Source organism: Pseudomonas sp. SC3(2021), from assembly GCF_019856535.1.
Taxonomy (GTDB): domain Bacteria; phylum Pseudomonadota; class Gammaproteobacteria; order Pseudomonadales; family Pseudomonadaceae; genus Aquipseudomonas; species Aquipseudomonas monsensis.
In genome coordinates this window covers 4,866,294-4,881,861 of the sequence record NZ_CP082236.1, presented here as the reverse complement: position 1 = coordinate 4,881,861, position 15,568 = coordinate 4,866,294, and the positions used below count along the sequence as shown (strand labels likewise).

Annotated in this window: 14 protein-coding genes; 4 read left to right on the top strand and 10 right to left on the bottom strand. The window is 55.5% G+C overall.

Features of this window, described 5'->3' with window-relative positions:
• Positions 1–52: 52 nt before the first annotated feature.
• The 7 genes from K5Y35_RS21825 to K5Y35_RS21795 form a co-directional block, all read right to left on the bottom strand.
• The gene (locus K5Y35_RS21825; RefSeq protein ID WP_261991210.1) at positions 53–2,026 is read right to left on the bottom strand and encodes a hypothetical protein; all 1,974 of its coding nucleotides are present in this window, start codon (positions 2,024–2,026) and stop codon (positions 53–55) included.
• Between the two features lie 4 nt (positions 2,027–2,030).
• On the bottom strand, positions 2,031–2,801 hold the full coding sequence (locus tag K5Y35_RS21820) for a DUF2182 domain-containing protein (protein WP_222832911.1): 771 nt from the start codon (positions 2,799–2,801) through the stop codon (positions 2,031–2,033).
• Positions 2,802–2,811: 10 nt separating this feature from the next.
• Positions 2,812–4,269, bottom strand: coding sequence for a tyrosinase family protein (locus K5Y35_RS21815; protein ID WP_222832910.1), 1,458 nt, complete (start codon positions 4,267–4,269; stop codon positions 2,812–2,814).
• A 94-nt stretch (positions 4,270–4,363) separates the two neighbouring features.
• A complete protein-coding gene (locus K5Y35_RS21810) occupies positions 4,364–5,887 on the bottom strand; it encodes a tyrosinase family protein (protein ID WP_222832909.1) in 1,524 nt (507 codons plus the stop codon).
• A 102-nt stretch (positions 5,888–5,989) separates the two neighbouring features.
• Positions 5,990–6,415 (bottom strand): hypothetical protein, encoded by a 426-nt coding sequence (locus K5Y35_RS21805; RefSeq protein WP_123468693.1) that lies wholly within the window; start codon positions 6,413–6,415, stop codon positions 5,990–5,992.
• A 16-nt stretch (positions 6,416–6,431) separates the two neighbouring features.
• Positions 6,432–8,609 carry a multicopper oxidase family protein gene (locus K5Y35_RS21800; protein WP_222832908.1) on the bottom strand — a complete coding sequence of 726 codons (2,178 nt, stop codon included), beginning with the start codon at positions 8,607–8,609 and terminating at the stop codon, positions 6,432–6,434.
• A gap of 102 nt (positions 8,610–8,711) precedes the next feature.
• Positions 8,712–9,458, bottom strand: coding sequence for a DJ-1/PfpI family protein (locus K5Y35_RS21795; protein WP_222832907.1), 747 nt, complete (start codon positions 9,456–9,458; stop codon positions 8,712–8,714).
• A gap of 474 nt (positions 9,459–9,932) precedes the next feature.
• On the opposite strand from K5Y35_RS21795, the gene K5Y35_RS21790 reads away from it, so the two are divergent.
• From K5Y35_RS21790 to K5Y35_RS21775, 4 genes are read left to right on the top strand one after another with little or no spacing between them, the layout of a single operon-like run.
• Complete coding sequence (locus K5Y35_RS21790; RefSeq protein WP_222832906.1) at positions 9,933–10,925, top strand: hypothetical protein; 993 nt, start codon at positions 9,933–9,935, stop codon at positions 10,923–10,925.
• 2 nt (positions 10,926–10,927) lie between these two features.
• A complete protein-coding gene (locus K5Y35_RS21785) occupies positions 10,928–11,560 on the top strand; it encodes a DUF2997 domain-containing protein (protein WP_123468702.1) in 633 nt (210 codons plus the stop codon).
• Positions 11,561–12,082: a 4Fe-4S single cluster domain-containing protein gene (locus K5Y35_RS21780; protein WP_222832905.1), complete on the top strand. Its 522-nt coding sequence runs from the start codon at positions 11,561–11,563 to the stop codon at positions 12,080–12,082.
• A gap of 27 nt (positions 12,083–12,109) precedes the next feature.
• Positions 12,110–13,720: an AAA family ATPase gene (locus K5Y35_RS21775; RefSeq protein ID WP_222832904.1), complete on the top strand. Its 1,611-nt coding sequence runs from the start codon at positions 12,110–12,112 to the stop codon at positions 13,718–13,720.
• Positions 13,721–13,930: 210 nt separating this feature from the next.
• On the opposite strand, the gene K5Y35_RS21770 is transcribed toward K5Y35_RS21775, so the two are convergent.
• From K5Y35_RS21770 to K5Y35_RS21760, 3 genes are read right to left on the bottom strand one after another with little or no spacing between them, the layout of a single operon-like run.
• On the bottom strand, positions 13,931–14,236 hold the full coding sequence (locus K5Y35_RS21770) for a DUF6482 family protein (protein ID WP_064587549.1): 306 nt from the start codon (positions 14,234–14,236) through the stop codon (positions 13,931–13,933).
• 14 nt (positions 14,237–14,250) lie between these two features.
• Positions 14,251–14,961, bottom strand: coding sequence for an SDR family NAD(P)-dependent oxidoreductase (locus tag K5Y35_RS21765; protein ID WP_222832903.1), 711 nt, complete (start codon positions 14,959–14,961; stop codon positions 14,251–14,253).
• The gene (locus tag K5Y35_RS21760; RefSeq protein ID WP_222832902.1) at positions 14,958–15,500 is read right to left on the bottom strand and encodes a DUF3833 domain-containing protein; all 543 of its coding nucleotides are present in this window, start codon (positions 15,498–15,500) and stop codon (positions 14,958–14,960) included. Before K5Y35_RS21760 ends, K5Y35_RS21765 begins: the two co-directional genes overlap by 4 nt.
• Positions 15,501–15,568: the final 68 nt, after the last annotated feature.

The following is a 15,568-nucleotide window of genomic DNA, read 5'->3' as shown; positions in this document are numbered from 1 at the left end:
GCAAGCATCTTTTCCTCCCTGAGAACACCTCGGCCAACGCAGAAAAAACGAATTAACCTGGCGGCAGACCCCAGGCCTCTGCAAGTTGCCTTGCTGAGGCCGCAGGCAACACGGTCGAACCGCTGCGCCGAATCAGTGACGCATGCTCGCCAAGACCTTCGACAAGCAGAGCCGACTCCAATCGAGGCTCAACGACATAGTCCCAGCCAAGTCCGAGCCATGGGCATCGTCCGCCGACGCTGGCGAAGATGGCAGGGGTTGCTTGGGTGGCATAGCCGGGGAGTGCTGGCGCGTTTGGTCGCGATTCCCGGGCCTTCACTGCTGGCACATGCAGTTGCAGGGCGCCATGCGTGTTGCGTGTTACCTCCATACCTCCGAGCAGCGCGATGTCGAAGGGCACAGCCTGATCACGGGTCGCATAAAAATAGGCCATGCGCCGGATGTTGTCGTAGTCGGCGAGCGCCCGGTAAAGGTAGGCGCAGATGACGCCCAACATCGGGTCGGCATGCTTTTCATGCCGCAGGTCTGCAGCCAGTCGATCAACGCTATCAGCTCGCAAGTGCCCGTCAGAGAATTCACGAAGGGTCCGCATGCCCGCCAGATACCTTTGCGGCGAACTGTGCGCTCCGTACACCTGGAAAACATCTCCGTTGGGGCTGGGGACGACGGCGGTATACAGACCTGCGTAAGGTACGACAGGCGTAACTTGCTCCTTGCCCATGTGCACCAGAACAGGCGCCCCTTTAGTGCGGGGTTCAACGTAAAACTCGTTGACGGGGGGCTCGGATCTGAGGGAGTGAGTCGCGCGGTTGGACAGCAGTGTCGCCTGCTCACCCCAGACAATGAGATTTGCGTCACCGGCACGGTCGATCTCCAGGAATCGACGTTGAACCACCCAGGTCATCGACTCTGCTCTGAGCTGTTCGGACAACTCCTTTATCATTTGCCTATGGCGAGGCATATCCATGTCGATGTTGTGCAGTTCATCCATGTCCTCTCGCAGATGTGTGATTCCGGCGACCACTTCGCGTCTGTCTGGATCTTTTGATTTAGATCGCCTGAACCATGGGAGTTTGTTGATAAGGCGATAGCGCAAGGTGCGCTGCTGAACTGAACGCTGGGTTGTTGTTTCCTCGGCAGTGAACCCTGCAGAATCCAGAGCCTCGTCGTTTTTTTCAGCGCCCAGCACCGCTACCGTGTTTCCGGATGGCCACGGTTGCATGTCGTCAGGGGGCTTGAGTGGGGTCGCAGTGTCGTAAAGCACCACGGCGTCGGGATCGACCTGGCAGTGAGGGTCGAGCTTGAGGTGGTACTCGCGAGCGCGTTCGGCCGTGCGCGAGCGAGCGAATTTACCCAACGCATTCGTGGTTATGAGCCCATTTTCAATGGCAGTGGGCTCCAGTCCCCAGAGAATATCCGCGATGACACCCGAGAAGATGCATTTGCCCGGTGCGGCGCCAGCAGGGTCTCGAACCATGTAGCCCAGTTGGCCGTCATGGCAGCAAGCGAGGCTATCGAAATTTGTTTCGTCGGCCCGGGTGCCTTGCACAAGGATCCCGCGCGAACCATCGAGGCGCATTAGCTCCAGGTTTTGGGGGGCTTCGCGGCACGCGTCGGTGATCAGCGTTATGCGTTTGACGCCGAGCAGAAACATTTCCTCGTAAAACCTGTCGACCACAATGCGGTACTTCATCTGCAGCGAGTCGCTGAACAGCCAGAAGATCTCGCCAAAATTCGACCCCGTCAGCCCGTGTCCGCAAAATGACAGGATCAATTGCTCAACGACGTCGGCCCCCGCTGGAAACAGTTCGTCGACGGCTTGTTGTACGCGCACCCGTGTGACCGGGTTTGGCTTGTTATTGACCCAGCCGTCGTCGACGACTTTGACGTTGTCGACGCCGAAACCAGAGCGCAGTGCCCATTCCCCCATGGAGCGCGCGGCTAAAACGGCGCCATCCAGATAGGCGAAATCCAGGACCTCTTTAGCAACAGGTGTCACGGTGCTTACGCCGATTGCCAGACACACTCGCCTAACCATGGGGACGCTCCGAAAGATGTTTGGTGACGAACGTATAAAAGTGCATGGGTGACACAAGCCAGTGCCAGCCTGGAGGACGAGGAGGCGTGAGCCGTTCGGCCAGCACGATGAGACCTGCCAATAGCATCACCGGGATATGCCAGGTTCCGCTCACCAGCGGCACCAGCATCCACGCCCAGCACGAAACAATACAAAACAGGCCATGGCGCATGCCGAAGGTCAGGCAGTCCTTGTCGGCTGGCCAGCCAAACAAGCCGATCCGCTGTGGTTGATGCCCTCGATTGAGTGCTGCGCGATGCCACGGGCTTGCGCTCCAGACCAGCGCGATCAGCAATGTCACGATGAACACGTTTTGGCCCAGCGTGAACTGGAGCAACAACGCCAAGACCCATAGAACAGGGCCGGCGGCCATCCACAACGCACAATAGCCGAACAGAAACAGCGCGGATGCACGCATTCGCCGACGTGCCAGGCTGGAGTGCCAGACGTGCATGAGCGGCATTGCCAACAGGGGCGGCATCATGGCCAAAAGCATCAGGAACCAGCCGGCGAGGATGCGGTGCAGCGGGTTCAGTGCGAGCTCCGCCTGTAACGCCGCCGGCCAGCGAGTGACGATCGACAGCCCGTTCACCGCTACGCAAAATGCGGGACCTTCACTGCTCACATCGTTGTAGAGGGAAAGGGCCAGGCCCACGCCTGCCGTGGCCAGCAGAATTGGCCACGGTGCGTAAGTAAAACTGCGTAGAACCAGACCTGGCCGCATGAGTCTGCCCTCAAGTCACGACGCCACTGCGCTTGAGAACGCTGATGCGCTCAACCGTTATCGGTGCTTCATCGGAAATCTGCTCGACAGGTACAAGCGTCACGCGCAGATGATTCGGATCGAAGTCCCCGGCGGCCGTGAGCCGTTGAGCCAGGTCAGTAATATCAATCGTATAACCCAACCCGTTGTGTTCGCCGTCTTTTTCCGAAGCAACGTTGAGACCGAAAAGCGTCAGGCTGCCGGCGTACCGGTCAGGGTCGAGCGCCGGGTTGGCGCCGTCAGGCAGATTGACGTACACATCCAGCAGCGGTGACGGTGCGGAGCCACGCACGGATTCCAGGGCCAGGTAGAGTCGGGCCACCGCCTTACCCGGCGATGTCGCGCCCATGGTCGCGATGCTACTGGAGGCCGCCGTGGGTTCGAGGTCGATATGACTGTCTACCGGCGCACTGCCGATCGTGACGGCAGCGGCATTGGCGCCGATGGGCTGTACCGTTTGCTTGCTGGGCGAACCCATATTGACCCGTGCCACTGCATTCACTCCCGGCTTTACACCCGTACCGATGCTCAAATCATCATAGGGCCGATAAAATTTGCCGCCCTTCAACGTGTCTTTGCTAGTAAACGTTACGCCAGGTGCGTTGTCGCCGGGGACCGGCATGATAAAGCTGCGGTTGGCCGGACCATTGAGCCAGAGTGGGTCGTGGACCATGGTCTTGCCCGGCGTGTTCATCCAGGCTTCCCAGAGGCGATCAATGTTGCAATGGTGCAGCCAGAATATAGGGTCAAGACCTGCCAGATAGGCATTGCCCATGTAACCACCGACGAGACCGTGAACCGTGTTGTGCGGGTTGCTCTCCAGTTCTCCGGTGATGTCCGCGAACTGGACGAAATCGCCAGTGATTCCGCCACCGAATCCCAGGTTTCCGTTACCGACGATAAAATCATTCTCTTCCATCGCTTCAAGGCTGAACCCGCCCCCGGGCTTGATCGCCTTGATTCCGGGGCGCCGAGGGTATTTGCACAGCGGGTTCGGGCTGCCGTCGGGTAAGGTTTTTTCTACAAAGGCCTCAGGCAGATACAGGGCTTTCGGATCGCTGCTGTTGAGGTAGTTCCAGTAGGGAAGGGTCCAGTCGTCCCCCGTCAACTCTTTCACTTTCGCGGCGACGATTGCTTCGAACGAAAACAGGTACGCCCGGTGCCAGGAGAGGAAATACCAACTGCCGTGCTGACACTGATTGCCGTACGTCTTGTTGGTCAAGTCTGCTGGAATCGGGGTATTCGCCTTGATCAGATTTTCGTTGAGCCACAACTGAGGATGGAATCCATGCATGGCGCCGAGGAATTTCCAGCTCGTGCGGTCCTGTATCGGTTGCGCGTCCAGCGCCTGCATTGCCTTGGCGTAGTTCAGCAATGTCTTGTTCCATCCTGAACCCAGTGTTGCAACATCCTGGCGAAAAGCGGTCATGATAGGTGCTCCGTTGCGGTTAGGTGATGTCTCCCCCAACTTCAGTGCCGGTCTTCATCACGTCAGATCCGGCACTTTTCAAGCAGCCACAGCGCTACTCTGTCTGCAGCAATAGATGGACATCGATGACCGGGTTGCCCATCAGCTTCTGCGGGAAGCGATCCCCTACGAAGGTCTTGTCGACCGGTTCTACCCAGACACTCAGTTTGCCGCCCGCTATATCCGCCATTGGCAGTTCGAAATCGAACTGCGCCATCGCGTTGCTCACGCAATTGGCACAGCTTTGCACCTCAACCGGCTGGAACAGCGCTCTGGAGGCGATCGTCCTTCCGTCCTTTTGCAGGTGCACCCGGAAGCTGCCGGGGATTTTCAGACGATTGATGCCGCTGACGCGTACGTTGACTCGATCGGTCTCGACCGTGAATTGTTTGTTCGCGGCGAGCGTACGCTGGGTCTTGGGCAGAAAATCGACGTTCGAGGCTTCGGCCGGCGGTTCGTAATCAATATCAAGCTGACCTGCCGAGTCGATGATTGCCAGTGTGTTAAGTTCCAGTGCGCTGTGGGTGAATGGATTCAGAACCTCGAGCGCTGGATCGCTGAATATCTGAAAACTGATCGGGTCGGTAGCCTCGTTGATAGTGGTCAACAGCCCTTGCAGGTCGGTGGCCAGCATTTTCTTCTGCCATTCCCAGAACAGTCGGTCCCAATTGCAGTGGAAAAACCAGAACACCGGGTCGAACGCCGCAACTTCCTGTTGTTGCATCGTCGGACCAATGGAGTCATGGCCACTGTCGTGGGCGGCAATGATGGTGTTGTGACTGGCACCGGACCAGTAGCCATGAAAGTCTTCCCAGTCGGTTTTGCTCATTGCCCGGTTGACGTCATCGGTCACGCCGTTATCAATCAGGTTCTGGGCAATCGTGTCGTAGTCAAAACGTGTGGTGACGTACCCTTCGGGGAAATCCGCGCCAATGGTTTTCGGTAGCACGTATTGGTCGAAGGGCGGGCTTTTAAGCACGTCGGGGAAGGGCGTGGTGATATCCCAATAAGGCAGGGTCACGTTCTCGCAACCAGGCACCGATCTCAGGGCATTTTCGAAGCTGACCAGATAGGCCCGGTGCCAGGGGTTGTAGCCCGGTACGTGGTGCATGCAATAGGTATTGGGCGCCGGAAACCAGTGATAGCCCGCCTGGACGAAATAGCTGTTCGGGTCAGCGGGATCGAGGGCCTTAATGGCGGAAAAAGCTTTTTTGAGCTGGTCGAGTTCGTTGCTCGACAAGGTGGTGATGTCCTTGCGCATCCTGCCGGCCGGGGCCGCGGTGCTGAACAATGAGCGCGCTGCGAAGTCGGCCTGGCTCGCTTGGGTCACGGGCACGCCTTTGGGGTAGCCATTGTTCATCCAGTTGAGGAAGGTACCCACCCAGTCGGCAGGCCAGGGATTACCCGGCGGCATGTTGCCTGCTGCGACTTGTTGATAGATGTCGCCGGCGTGGTTCATCACCGCGTCGTAGCTGGCCAGGTCGAGACCTTGTCTGGCCATGTGCGCGCGGTCCACGGCCGTGAACATGTCGCGAATCTGCGCATACCAGGTGGGGTTGGTGACGGGGGTTGCGGTCATGTCTGACTCCTTGTCGTCGGTAACAATCGAAGTTTCAGTGGATCGAGTGTGGCTCGCCGGCGGAACTACCCAGACGACCCGCGAGCGTCCTGCAAGCGATAGCTAACTGGCCTTGACGGCGATGAACGAAGCGACCAGTCCGGCAGACGCGCCGTCGTGAGGCTTCACACGGATGACTGATCCAGTGATGGCCGGCACCTGATTCACGCCGTTTGGCCAGTGCTCCGTCAGCACCCCGTCATAGTCGTAGAAGTAGTCTTGAGTGGAGGTCCCGGGCCGCCCGCTGCCCACGATGTGTACGTGGTCGGGTAGTCCGTCATGGGCGCGCGTGATGACGCCCTTCAAGTCCATGACCGCGTTCGAGCCGAAACCGAGTTCACCTGCAAATGTCCCGTCGGCAGTGTCCTCCACGGTCCACACGCCTTCGGCGAATAACAGTGCCGCGAGTTTGTCCGGCGCGCCTCCAGTTAATGCGGGGTTATTGAGGAAACTTCTATACGTCCATTTTCCTGCAAAGGGATTGCTCATGACTGACATCTCCTCATCACTGTTTCTTGACGTCCGAATGTTGATGCGACGTGTGCTTCATCCCTGCCATGCCAATGCCGCCGCCGACGGCATTGAGGTCTGGCACGATCTGGATATTGGTCATCATCCCGCCGTCTTCGTGATCGAGGATGTGGCAGTGAATGACGAATTCACCGATGTAGCGGTCGTAGTGCGTGCGCACCAATACCTGATAGTCGTTCTGGACAAAGATCGTGTCTTTGAACTCGTGCCACATGCCGCAGTACTGGTTTTGCAATCCCAGCTCGTCGGCCGGAACCAGGCATTCGCCATTGGGGCCGAAGATGCTTTTGGGCTTTTCGCCGGGTTTGGCGTAGAGCACGTCCATCACCTGAAACGGGTTGACGTGGATGTGAAAGATGTGAGGTTCGCCCTGCGACGTCAGCACCCAGTCATCGGTGGTGTTGACCTGACGGGTGAAGTCGATACGGTCCGGGTCATAGGATTTGTAGTTGATGAAAAAGCCGAAGGCGCCAGACCAAGGATCCCCCGGTTTTTTCGGCGCCGTGGCCGGAGCTGCCGGCGGAAATGGTGGATATCCGATGAAAAAGTCAGCTTTCTGGATGTCGTCGTTGACGGTTGCATCCTTGAGGTCGGGCATTGCGCGCCACGGCTTCAGGTTGCCGCTACGCAGTCCTTCGAGGGCTGCCACCGGCAACGATGAGCCTTTGTTGGCGTCATAGAGCGCCTGTTGGATATAGCTTTGCGGATCGTCGGTCACCACTTTACCGCCGGAGACGATGACCGTTGCCAGCAATTGGGTTTCATTCGGACCTTGTCCGCCGGGGCCGCCATTGGGTCCGGCATTCGCACGCTCTGCCGGCGTTGCCGCCTGGTTCAGCACGCAATAGGTGCCATCACGGGGGAACATCAGCAACACATCACTGCGATAGCCTGGTTGCAGAAAGTTACTGCCGATGCCACCACTGACACTTTTCTTGTTCACCCCGATCGGGCGGATGGCAGTGCGCGTCAGGCCGTCGGCGGCGATCTCGAATTGCGGAACAAGTTCGACCGGTTTGCTGGAGTCAGGCACTGTCACCGGGCACAGGTCGGCGATCAGCGCTGCTTGTTCCTTTGGCGTGCCGCCGAGTATGCCCTGCAGCGCAAGACTGGCTTTGGCACCACTGGTGTTCATGGGCACGATTTGCAAATTCACGGTGTCATGGATGCCGCCGTGAATGAAGCGCCAGCGTTGAATTTCTCCTGCGGCTATGCCGCGCAAAGTCGGCTGGACCGCACCGTTGATACTGGTGAACCGGCCGCTGTTGTCCCAGACTGTGGGGGAGGAGAGTTGCGCGTCGAAGTTCTCCACCACACCGGTTTTATCGCCGGGGCACGACCAGGTGCCGTCCTTCTGCGTGATGATGTTGCCCTTGTCGTCGAAACACGCATAAGGAATTTGCTGGAACAGAAAGACTTGCTCGGTGAGGGGCTTGCCCGCCGCGTCCTTGAGGATGGTGTCGATGTCTCCCGGCTTGTCACCGGTATAGGCGCGATTGCCGCGCACGATCAGCGCGCCCGCTGCGCCGCTGGCGACCTGAAGCGCCGTGGAACCATGTCGGTGTGCGTGATACCAGAACGTACCTGAAGGGTGATCGGTGGGAATATTGACCTCGTACTCAAACTTTGTTTGCGGCGCGATGTTCAGCAGCACGTTATCGCTGTTGCCGGACGGTGAGACGTGCATTCCGTGGTAGTGCAGATTGATCGTGTTGAAACAGCCGGGATCGCCATTCGCCGGATCAAGCCCCCCCGGACAACTGGGATCGTTTTTCTCCAGTTGATTGTCCAGATGCACCCGCAGGGTGTTGCCCGGTTGCACATCAATGAGCGGCCCCGTCAGACAGCCGCCGTATGAGCGCAACATGACCTTGTCTTTGGCACCGTCGGGACTCCCCGGGTTGTAGATGTAGTTTTCGCGTTTCTGCACTTGCAGGTTGAGTTCGACCGTTTGCCCGTCACGCGTGATGTCACCTGCCGGATCGCACCCTGTTGATGGTTGGGCCAGTTCAATGGCCTTCAGCGTGCCTGTCTGGCTTTTTTCAAGGAGCCTGGGCGGTGAAAGGAACGGTTGAGCCGTGAGTTCGGCGAGCGCCGTGGAGGTGGTTGCACACACGATCAGCCCTGCGAAGATCCTGTAACGCGAATTCATTTCCTGCTCCCTGCGCATTGCGCAAATGTCCCACAGCCATGACAGCCGGGTGTCCGTTGAGATAGTTCGACCGGGCAGTGAACGCCGGTGGCTGTGCGCCTCCTAGGAAGCACCGGTGCGCTTGAGCACAAGGGCGATGGTTTCAGCGAGAGCCGAATCGCAGGTGCACCCGGCGCCCGGGGTGTAGACCGGTGGTTTGGCGACGGAAGGGTCACCGCTGGTGAAGGGAGGACGGGGGTTGTACTGGATGTTCAACTGCACCTTTTGGGCGACCAGCTCACCGGCAATCAAGGCGATGATTGCCAAGGCTTCGTCGAGCCCCGATGAAATGCCACCGCCGGTGATACGTTGTCTGTCGACGATGTAACGGGGATAACCGTCTACCACATTGACCCGAGTGAACAGTTTCAGGCAGGCGATAAAGGCCCAATGCGTGGTGGCGTTATAACCGTCCAGCAAACCTGCTGCGGCCGCGAGCAAGGCACCTTCGCAGACCGAGGCGCAGTATTGCGCAGCTCCGCCTTGCTGAAACAGCCAGGTCATACGCCGGGGATCTTTCATCAGACGTTGCAAGTCGGAGGGTTCACCGCCGGGAATCCACAGCAAGTCGATGTCATCGGAATGTTGATCGAACACCGGTAGATCGCCACCGATGGTCATGCCATCACGCGTGGTGATGGATGGCCCATCAAGGGAAATCAGCCGGACGGAGCGGCGAGGGGCGCTGGTGTTCGTCTGCGGTTCAACCAGCTTCATCCAGTTGAACAGTTCGTAAGGGGCGCTGATGTCGAGCAAGTCCACACCATCGTAGATGGCAATTGCGATCAGGTAGTGTCCTGGTGCAGGCATGACTCCCTCCTTGGGAACACCGCGGCGAACGCACTGGCGTCGTCAGGTGTATAGCGTTGCGCCAATCAGCAATGCGATGCCCGGACAGCGAAACCGGAGGTTGTCCACCCAAGGCCAATGGCCAGTAGAGAGGGTTTTGCCAGCATAGTCGGGGTTGTCATGCGTGCAAGAAGATTTTATGCGCAACCGCCCAATGGTATTGGGCCTGGTGGTTTTCGCACCATGACTTGTAAGAAGCCTGAAACAGTCACACCTATCAAAGCAAAATGTTGGCCTGGAAATGACTTCTACTTCGTATTTTTTGTGCAGCCACTGGAGAGGGCGGATAAGGCTTACAGCACATTCATCCGTCGTCGCACACTGCAAACGCCTAGCGCGTGATAAATCAAAAATCGTCATGTAGCATAGACCAATGAGCAGTTCTGCCGTCATCCTCTCACTACACGCTTTGCCCCAACTATGGAAGGTTTGTGAATGATAAAAACTATCCCGATGTGGAAAATAATGCTGGACACTAAAGGCATAATAGTGAGCCTTTTTATCATGGTGTCCTTACCTTTTTTTATCATTGGTGGTGCGTGGATGCTTCGTGATGGGGTACAAAATGGAGACGTGCGCGTGGCTATAGGAGGACTTCTTTCCCTGATTTTTTTTGGGGGAGGTGCCTTACTGATTACAATTTCAAAAAAATATATTCCCGGCAAAACATTTCTACTCTATAGAAATAAAAAGCTTCATACGCAGAAAGCCTTGAATTACTCATATGCAGTCACGATTGCTATTATCGTATTGTTTGTGATTGTTGTTCCGGATCATGCTTTTAATACACTGGTGTATGGATTGGTGGCGATTTTCAGCTTTTATGCTTATTCAAAAAGCTTGAAATTTCACGCTGATGTAGATTATTCGACAAATGAATATCTGGCAACCGCTCTTGGGTTTCCTGCAGGAGAAAAAATCCTGGTCAGCTACCAGAATTTTGATGCTGAAGAAGTTAAGGCGGGTAGTAGTGCTTTTGCTGCAACAGCGACAAAATTAATTGTAGCGTCGTTTGATGGCGATGCTTGGATAAAGCTGTCTCGGGATCTGAATCAGATTTCGGGCATTGGCATCATGGGCGATCAAAGCCATAATTATTTTGTTAAATTGCAGTTCAATGATGGAACCGATGCTTTGTTGCGCGTTGGACTATATGAAAAGCTTACGTCAAACCCCATCCTGGTGATAAGAAAACTGTTGGAAGCGATTGATGCAAGTCTCCTTGGTGCTAATGGTGCACCACAGGCAGCGCAAAGACGTCGCGTGGTTGTCAACTCTACAGTTCCAGCATCGTTTCAAAAAAATGTTGCGCCTGAGGCTGCACTTGCATCCGTGGCACCTATGCGTAACATTGAGGTTGCTCCGGATGTATTAATTGCTATCCGGGCCGCCGAAGAAGTTGCTCCCGGTCGCAGGCTGGAGCTTTAACAATGTCGCATTGTACAAAGTTTGAATTTTCTTATGTCAATGAAGAAGCCATTGTCAAAGCTTTCGGCAAAATGGGCCTCAGCCCAACGACGGCGCTGGTTGCCATGTTTTCCAGTGACTTCAGTAAAAAAGTCTTGAGCAAAATAGGCTATATGGGCTCGCAGCAATTCAGAGCTATTTGCGGCCAGACCGCTGATGAATTCAATCTGTTTGTTTGTCAGATTGAGGATGGCTCATACAAACTGCTCATCGAACGGGAAAATGTTTCAGCCAGCGATGAAACGATAATGGCTGATCTGGCATCAAGCTTTCAAAAAGCCTACGTCAGCGTAGCGATCGATGAAACCATCAAGCGCATAGACGCATCAGGCGTTCCGGCAAGAGTGAAAGAATCGCTTCAAGGGTTCGAAATTGAATTTGGCTCTAACTACGAATACAGCATTCATGTCACTTTTACCGGCGATGAAATTACCGAGGAAGTGCATGGCGTGAAAGGCGACATTTGTACAAAACTGACTGAAGAACTTGAATCTCTGCTTTCCAGCCCTACTGCGCAGCTTGTGACTGAGTGGAAGCCGGAATATACCGTAGTCCATGAAGAGCAAACCCTTCAAATACTCAGTGTAAATCTCTAAATGAAAATCAATGTACACCACATGGAGTTGAGCAGCGTTAACGGCCCTGGATTACGCTTGACGTTGTGGGTGCAGGGCTGTGCGCTTAATTGCAAGGGGTGCTTCAACCAGGCCACACATGCTCGCGAAGCTAGCACGCTGATGACTGTTGATGAATTGGCACAGAAGATAAATGCACTGGATATCGCCGGGGTTACCCTCTCCGGTGGGGAGCCGCTCGACCAGGCGCCAGCGTTGGCGCAGTTGATACATGCCGTTAATGGCGAGAAAAACTGGATACTCTATACAGGCTATACGCCAAAAGAGATATTCCAGAATGAGGCCATGATTCGAGTTGTCAAGGCCGTAGATCTGACGCTGGCTGGTCGGTATCGGCATAACGCGATCCATCCCTATCAGCACAAACAAATTATCAAAACCAGCGATAGAGTCGATATTGATTTTTTCCGTACCAGAAGAGTCGTCGAGTTTGTTGTTTCAAGTTCTGGTGTGACAAAAACCGGTCTTCCGATGCACGTATAAATCAGGCCAAGCGCAGGGATAACAGGCATGAACCGTACAAAACAGATTACAGATTACCTCAAGGCGCGCTATGCGATTTTGGTCATTGAAACGTTCGAGGAAGAACGTGCACTCAATGAAATTTCTGAAATCGCCAAGGCCCTTAGCCATCGTTTGTTCGTTTGGAACTCGACGTCAGGAATCCAGATAAATGGTGTCGTGGCTGGCGATAAAACCTTTGACTTGAAAATGGCCTTGGACTTTTGCGAAGAAAAAGCGAAGGAGGAGGGCAGCAAAAACATTTTTGTTTTTTGTGATGCTCATAACTACCTGGCTTCAAACTCAAATCCTGTCTACCGTCGTCGACTTCGAGATTTAGCCATAAATATCCGCTCGCGCGGATATCGCAGCAATTGCATTGTCGTGGCACCCAGCTTTGAAATTGCCAATGACCTTCAAAAGGAAATCACGCTGATTGATTTTCCTTTGCCATCAAGGGATGAAGTCAAGACTCAGATCAGTAACTTTGTTAATTCTTGGCAGGACAACAGCAGCGTCAAGATTGATATTTCCAGCGAAACCAACGATAAACTTATTGATGCCGCTTTAGGACTCACGGGGCTGGAAATTGACAATAGCTTGTCGCGTTCACTGGTATCCAGCCTGAGTCTTAATGAAAATACCGTAAAGGATCTGCTTTCCGAAAAGAAACAGATTATACGCAAGACAGGGATCCTGGAATACATCGACTCAAAGGTCAGCCTTGAGGATGTTGGCGGACTGGCAACGCTTAAGAAGTGGCTCCATTTGCGTAGCCAGTGTTTTGGCCAGATGGCTCGGGAGTTCGGTGTCGGAACCCCTAAAGGGTTGCTCTTAACTGGAGTTCCTGGTTGCGGTAAGTCTCTGACGGCGAAATGCGTATCGTCGTCATGGAACATGCCGTTATTGCGTTTGGACATGGGGAAAATCTTTCAGGGGGTGGTTGGCTCTTCAGAGTCCAACATTCGTTCCGCACTACGTACAGCCGAAGCGATTTCGCCGTGCATCCTGTGGATCGATGAGATTGAAAAAGGACTTTCCGGCTCTTCCAGTGGCGCTTCTGACGGTGGCACGGCTACACGCGTATTCGGCACACTTTTGACCTGGATGCAAGAAAAAACAGAGCCTGTTTTTGTGTTTGCTACCGCTAACAACATCAATAACTTACCTCCGGAGTTGTTGAGGAAGGGGCGATTCGACGAAATATTCTTCGTTGACTTTCCGTCGACATTAGAAAGAAAGAAGATTCTTGAAATACATCTGAAGAAATTGAAGCGTGACCCGGAAAAATTTGATCTGGATAGATTGGCGGCTCTAGGGGGCGAGTCGAATTTCGGTGAAGACATTGTGCTTTCTGGTGCTGAAATTGAAGCCTGGGTCGGGGACTCGCTGATTGAAGCGTTTTCACGACGGATGAATGGCTCTGATGATGTAAGCGACCTGACGATGGCTGATTTTGAAACGACTATTTCGCGTTTAGTACCCATGAGCAAAATGCGTAAAGACGAGTTCACAAAACTTCGTGATTGGGCTAATCAAAATGCAATTAGCGCTTCAGCTGTGGTTGCCGGCCAGAATGATACGGAAACTCAAATCGGCGGCAGGCAAATTGATTTTTAATCTTCGGTGATCGGACGCCCTGACCGCTGAAAGCCAAGCGATAAGCCCATGCGGCTCGACAGAGCCGGGTGGGCCCAACCCGATCAACTGCTGCAACGCGCATATCAATCCACCCAGGCCTGGATAGGCGAGGGTGGTTTGATCCGTGACGGGATACCCGATTCGTTGCTGGCTCACACGCATCATCTGGATGACGCGTGATTGTCCACCTCATAACGGCGTGGTGAGCGAAAACGGAATACGCAGCTCTTCGACAGGTCCCGTATCCCGGCCACACATTTCGTCATGTACGCATTGCTGCACCAGCACGCACGGAAAGGCCGGCACGGTTTGCAGCAGGTCCCGCAGGTGAGTGATCGAACGCAGGTGCATCGGCTTGGCTGCATCATCAAGCAGGGTGAACTGGCCGTGATCAAGGCGGATCCGTGCCAGGTAAAAACCACCTTCGAGTGACAGCAGTTCCAGCTCGCGGATTTCGCTGTTGGCCGCACGTTCGGTGAGGGTTTGCAGGTTCATGCTTCACTCCTTGCCTACCAGGGTAGGCGTTCTCCATCGTAGGCAAAGAAATGGCCGCTATCGGCCGGCGTCAACTGGTCAATCAAGGTCAGTAGCTGGTCAGCGGCGACGTCTGCCGGCCGGGCGCTGGACGCCCCGCGAAAAGGTTGCGACAGCGCCGATACGACAGTGCCCGGATGCAGGCTGAGCAAGCGGCTCTGCGGGCGAGTGCGCGCCAGTTCGATGGCTGCGCTCTTGATCAGCATGTTCAGTGCAGCCTTGGATGCACGATAGGCGTACCAGCCGCCCAGACGGTTGTCGCCAATGCTCCCGACCTTGGCCGAAAGCATCGCCATCGCTCCCTGAGGATCGAGCAACGGCAGAAAGTGGCGCAGCACCAATGCCGGTCCCAGCGTGTTCACTTGAAACACGGCTTGCAGCGCCTCCGGCTCGATCGCGCTGAAGCTTTTTTCCGGCTTGATCGCGTCGCGATGGAGCAGGCCGGCCGCGTGGATGATCAACTGATACGGTGCTTCGGCTGCCAGCTCTGTGGCAGCGCCGGCAATCGTTTCGGGGCGTTCCAGGTCCAGTGCGGGAACGGTCCGGCGCCCCAGCGCACGAACCCCGGCACAGCGCGGATCCTGTTCAAGTTGTTCGCAAAAAGCTGTGCCGAGGGCTCCACTGGCGCCGATCACCAGCGCACGGTAACCGTCGCCGAGCGAGGCCATGGTCAGTGCGCGGTTCATTGGCTTGCTCCGGCACCCTGGCGACGGAAGAACAACGTCACCTGGCCGACCTCTACCCCGAACTTGGACATGGCGGTGCGGTTGATCAGCGTGTCCTCGTCCATCAGGTACATCCAGTCGTCCATGCTCATTTCGTACGTCGAGTCGTCGACCGGCAGGCTCAGGCGATAGCGCCAGTGCAAGGTATTGCCAGCGACCTGGCCCTTGGCGACGCCCACCACGTCATCCGCGCGCCCGCTCCAGCGCCCTTGGCCCTCGGGTGTGAGGGTCCAGACACGGCGTTGGCGGGTGCCGTCGCTGTACAGGAAATGCTCGTCGAGAATCAGGTTGTTGCCCTCACGACGGCTGACGATGTTGACCTCGAACCGCTTGGCCACCTCACCGCTGCGCTTCTGAAACATCCCCCAGGCTTTGACGGGCTGACTGAAAAACTGCTCCAGATCCAACGCCGGTTGCTGATCCGCATAGCGGGTGACATCCACACTGCCGCAGCTCGCGACGCTGAGGACCAATGTCAGTAACAGCAGAAATCGGGTCATTGCCTTACTCCCTGAAGTACTCGAGCGAAGAGGGTGAAGTGTCGAACGATCGGCTTGTACAGTACCTT

Bases quoted from the DNA above. Each gene is read 5' to 3' on its own strand.
- K5Y35_RS21820 (WP_222832911.1), bottom strand. From the start codon at position 2,801: ATGCGGCCAGGTCTGGTTCTACGCAGTTTTACTTACGCACCGTGGCCA.
- K5Y35_RS21815 (WP_222832910.1), bottom strand. From the start codon at position 4,269: ATGACCGCTTTTCGCCAGGATGTTGCAACACTGGGTTCAGGATGGAAC.
- K5Y35_RS21810 (WP_222832909.1), bottom strand. From the start codon at position 5,887: ATGACCGCAACCCCCGTCACCAACCCCACCTGGTATGCGCAGATTCGC.
- K5Y35_RS21805 (WP_123468693.1), bottom strand. From the start codon at position 6,415: ATGAGCAATCCCTTTGCAGGAAAATGGACGTATAGAAGTTTCCTCAAT.
- K5Y35_RS21800 (WP_222832908.1), bottom strand. From the start codon at position 8,609: ATGAATTCGCGTTACAGGATCTTCGCAGGGCTGATCGTGTGTGCAACC.
- K5Y35_RS21795 (WP_222832907.1), bottom strand. From the start codon at position 9,458: ATGCCTGCACCAGGACACTACCTGATCGCAATTGCCATCTACGATGGT.
- K5Y35_RS21790 (WP_222832906.1), top strand. From the start codon at position 9,933: ATGATAAAAACTATCCCGATGTGGAAAATAATGCTGGACACTAAAGGC.
- K5Y35_RS21785 (WP_123468702.1), top strand. From the start codon at position 10,928: ATGTCGCATTGTACAAAGTTTGAATTTTCTTATGTCAATGAAGAAGCC.
- K5Y35_RS21780 (WP_222832905.1), top strand. From the start codon at position 11,561: ATGAAAATCAATGTACACCACATGGAGTTGAGCAGCGTTAACGGCCCT.
- K5Y35_RS21775 (WP_222832904.1), top strand. From the start codon at position 12,110: ATGAACCGTACAAAACAGATTACAGATTACCTCAAGGCGCGCTATGCG.
- K5Y35_RS21770 (WP_064587549.1), bottom strand. From the start codon at position 14,236: ATGAACCTGCAAACCCTCACCGAACGTGCGGCCAACAGCGAAATCCGC.
- K5Y35_RS21765 (WP_222832903.1), bottom strand. From the start codon at position 14,961: ATGAACCGCGCACTGACCATGGCCTCGCTCGGCGACGGTTACCGTGCG.
- K5Y35_RS21760 (WP_222832902.1), bottom strand. From the start codon at position 15,500: ATGACCCGATTTCTGCTGTTACTGACATTGGTCCTCAGCGTCGCGAGC.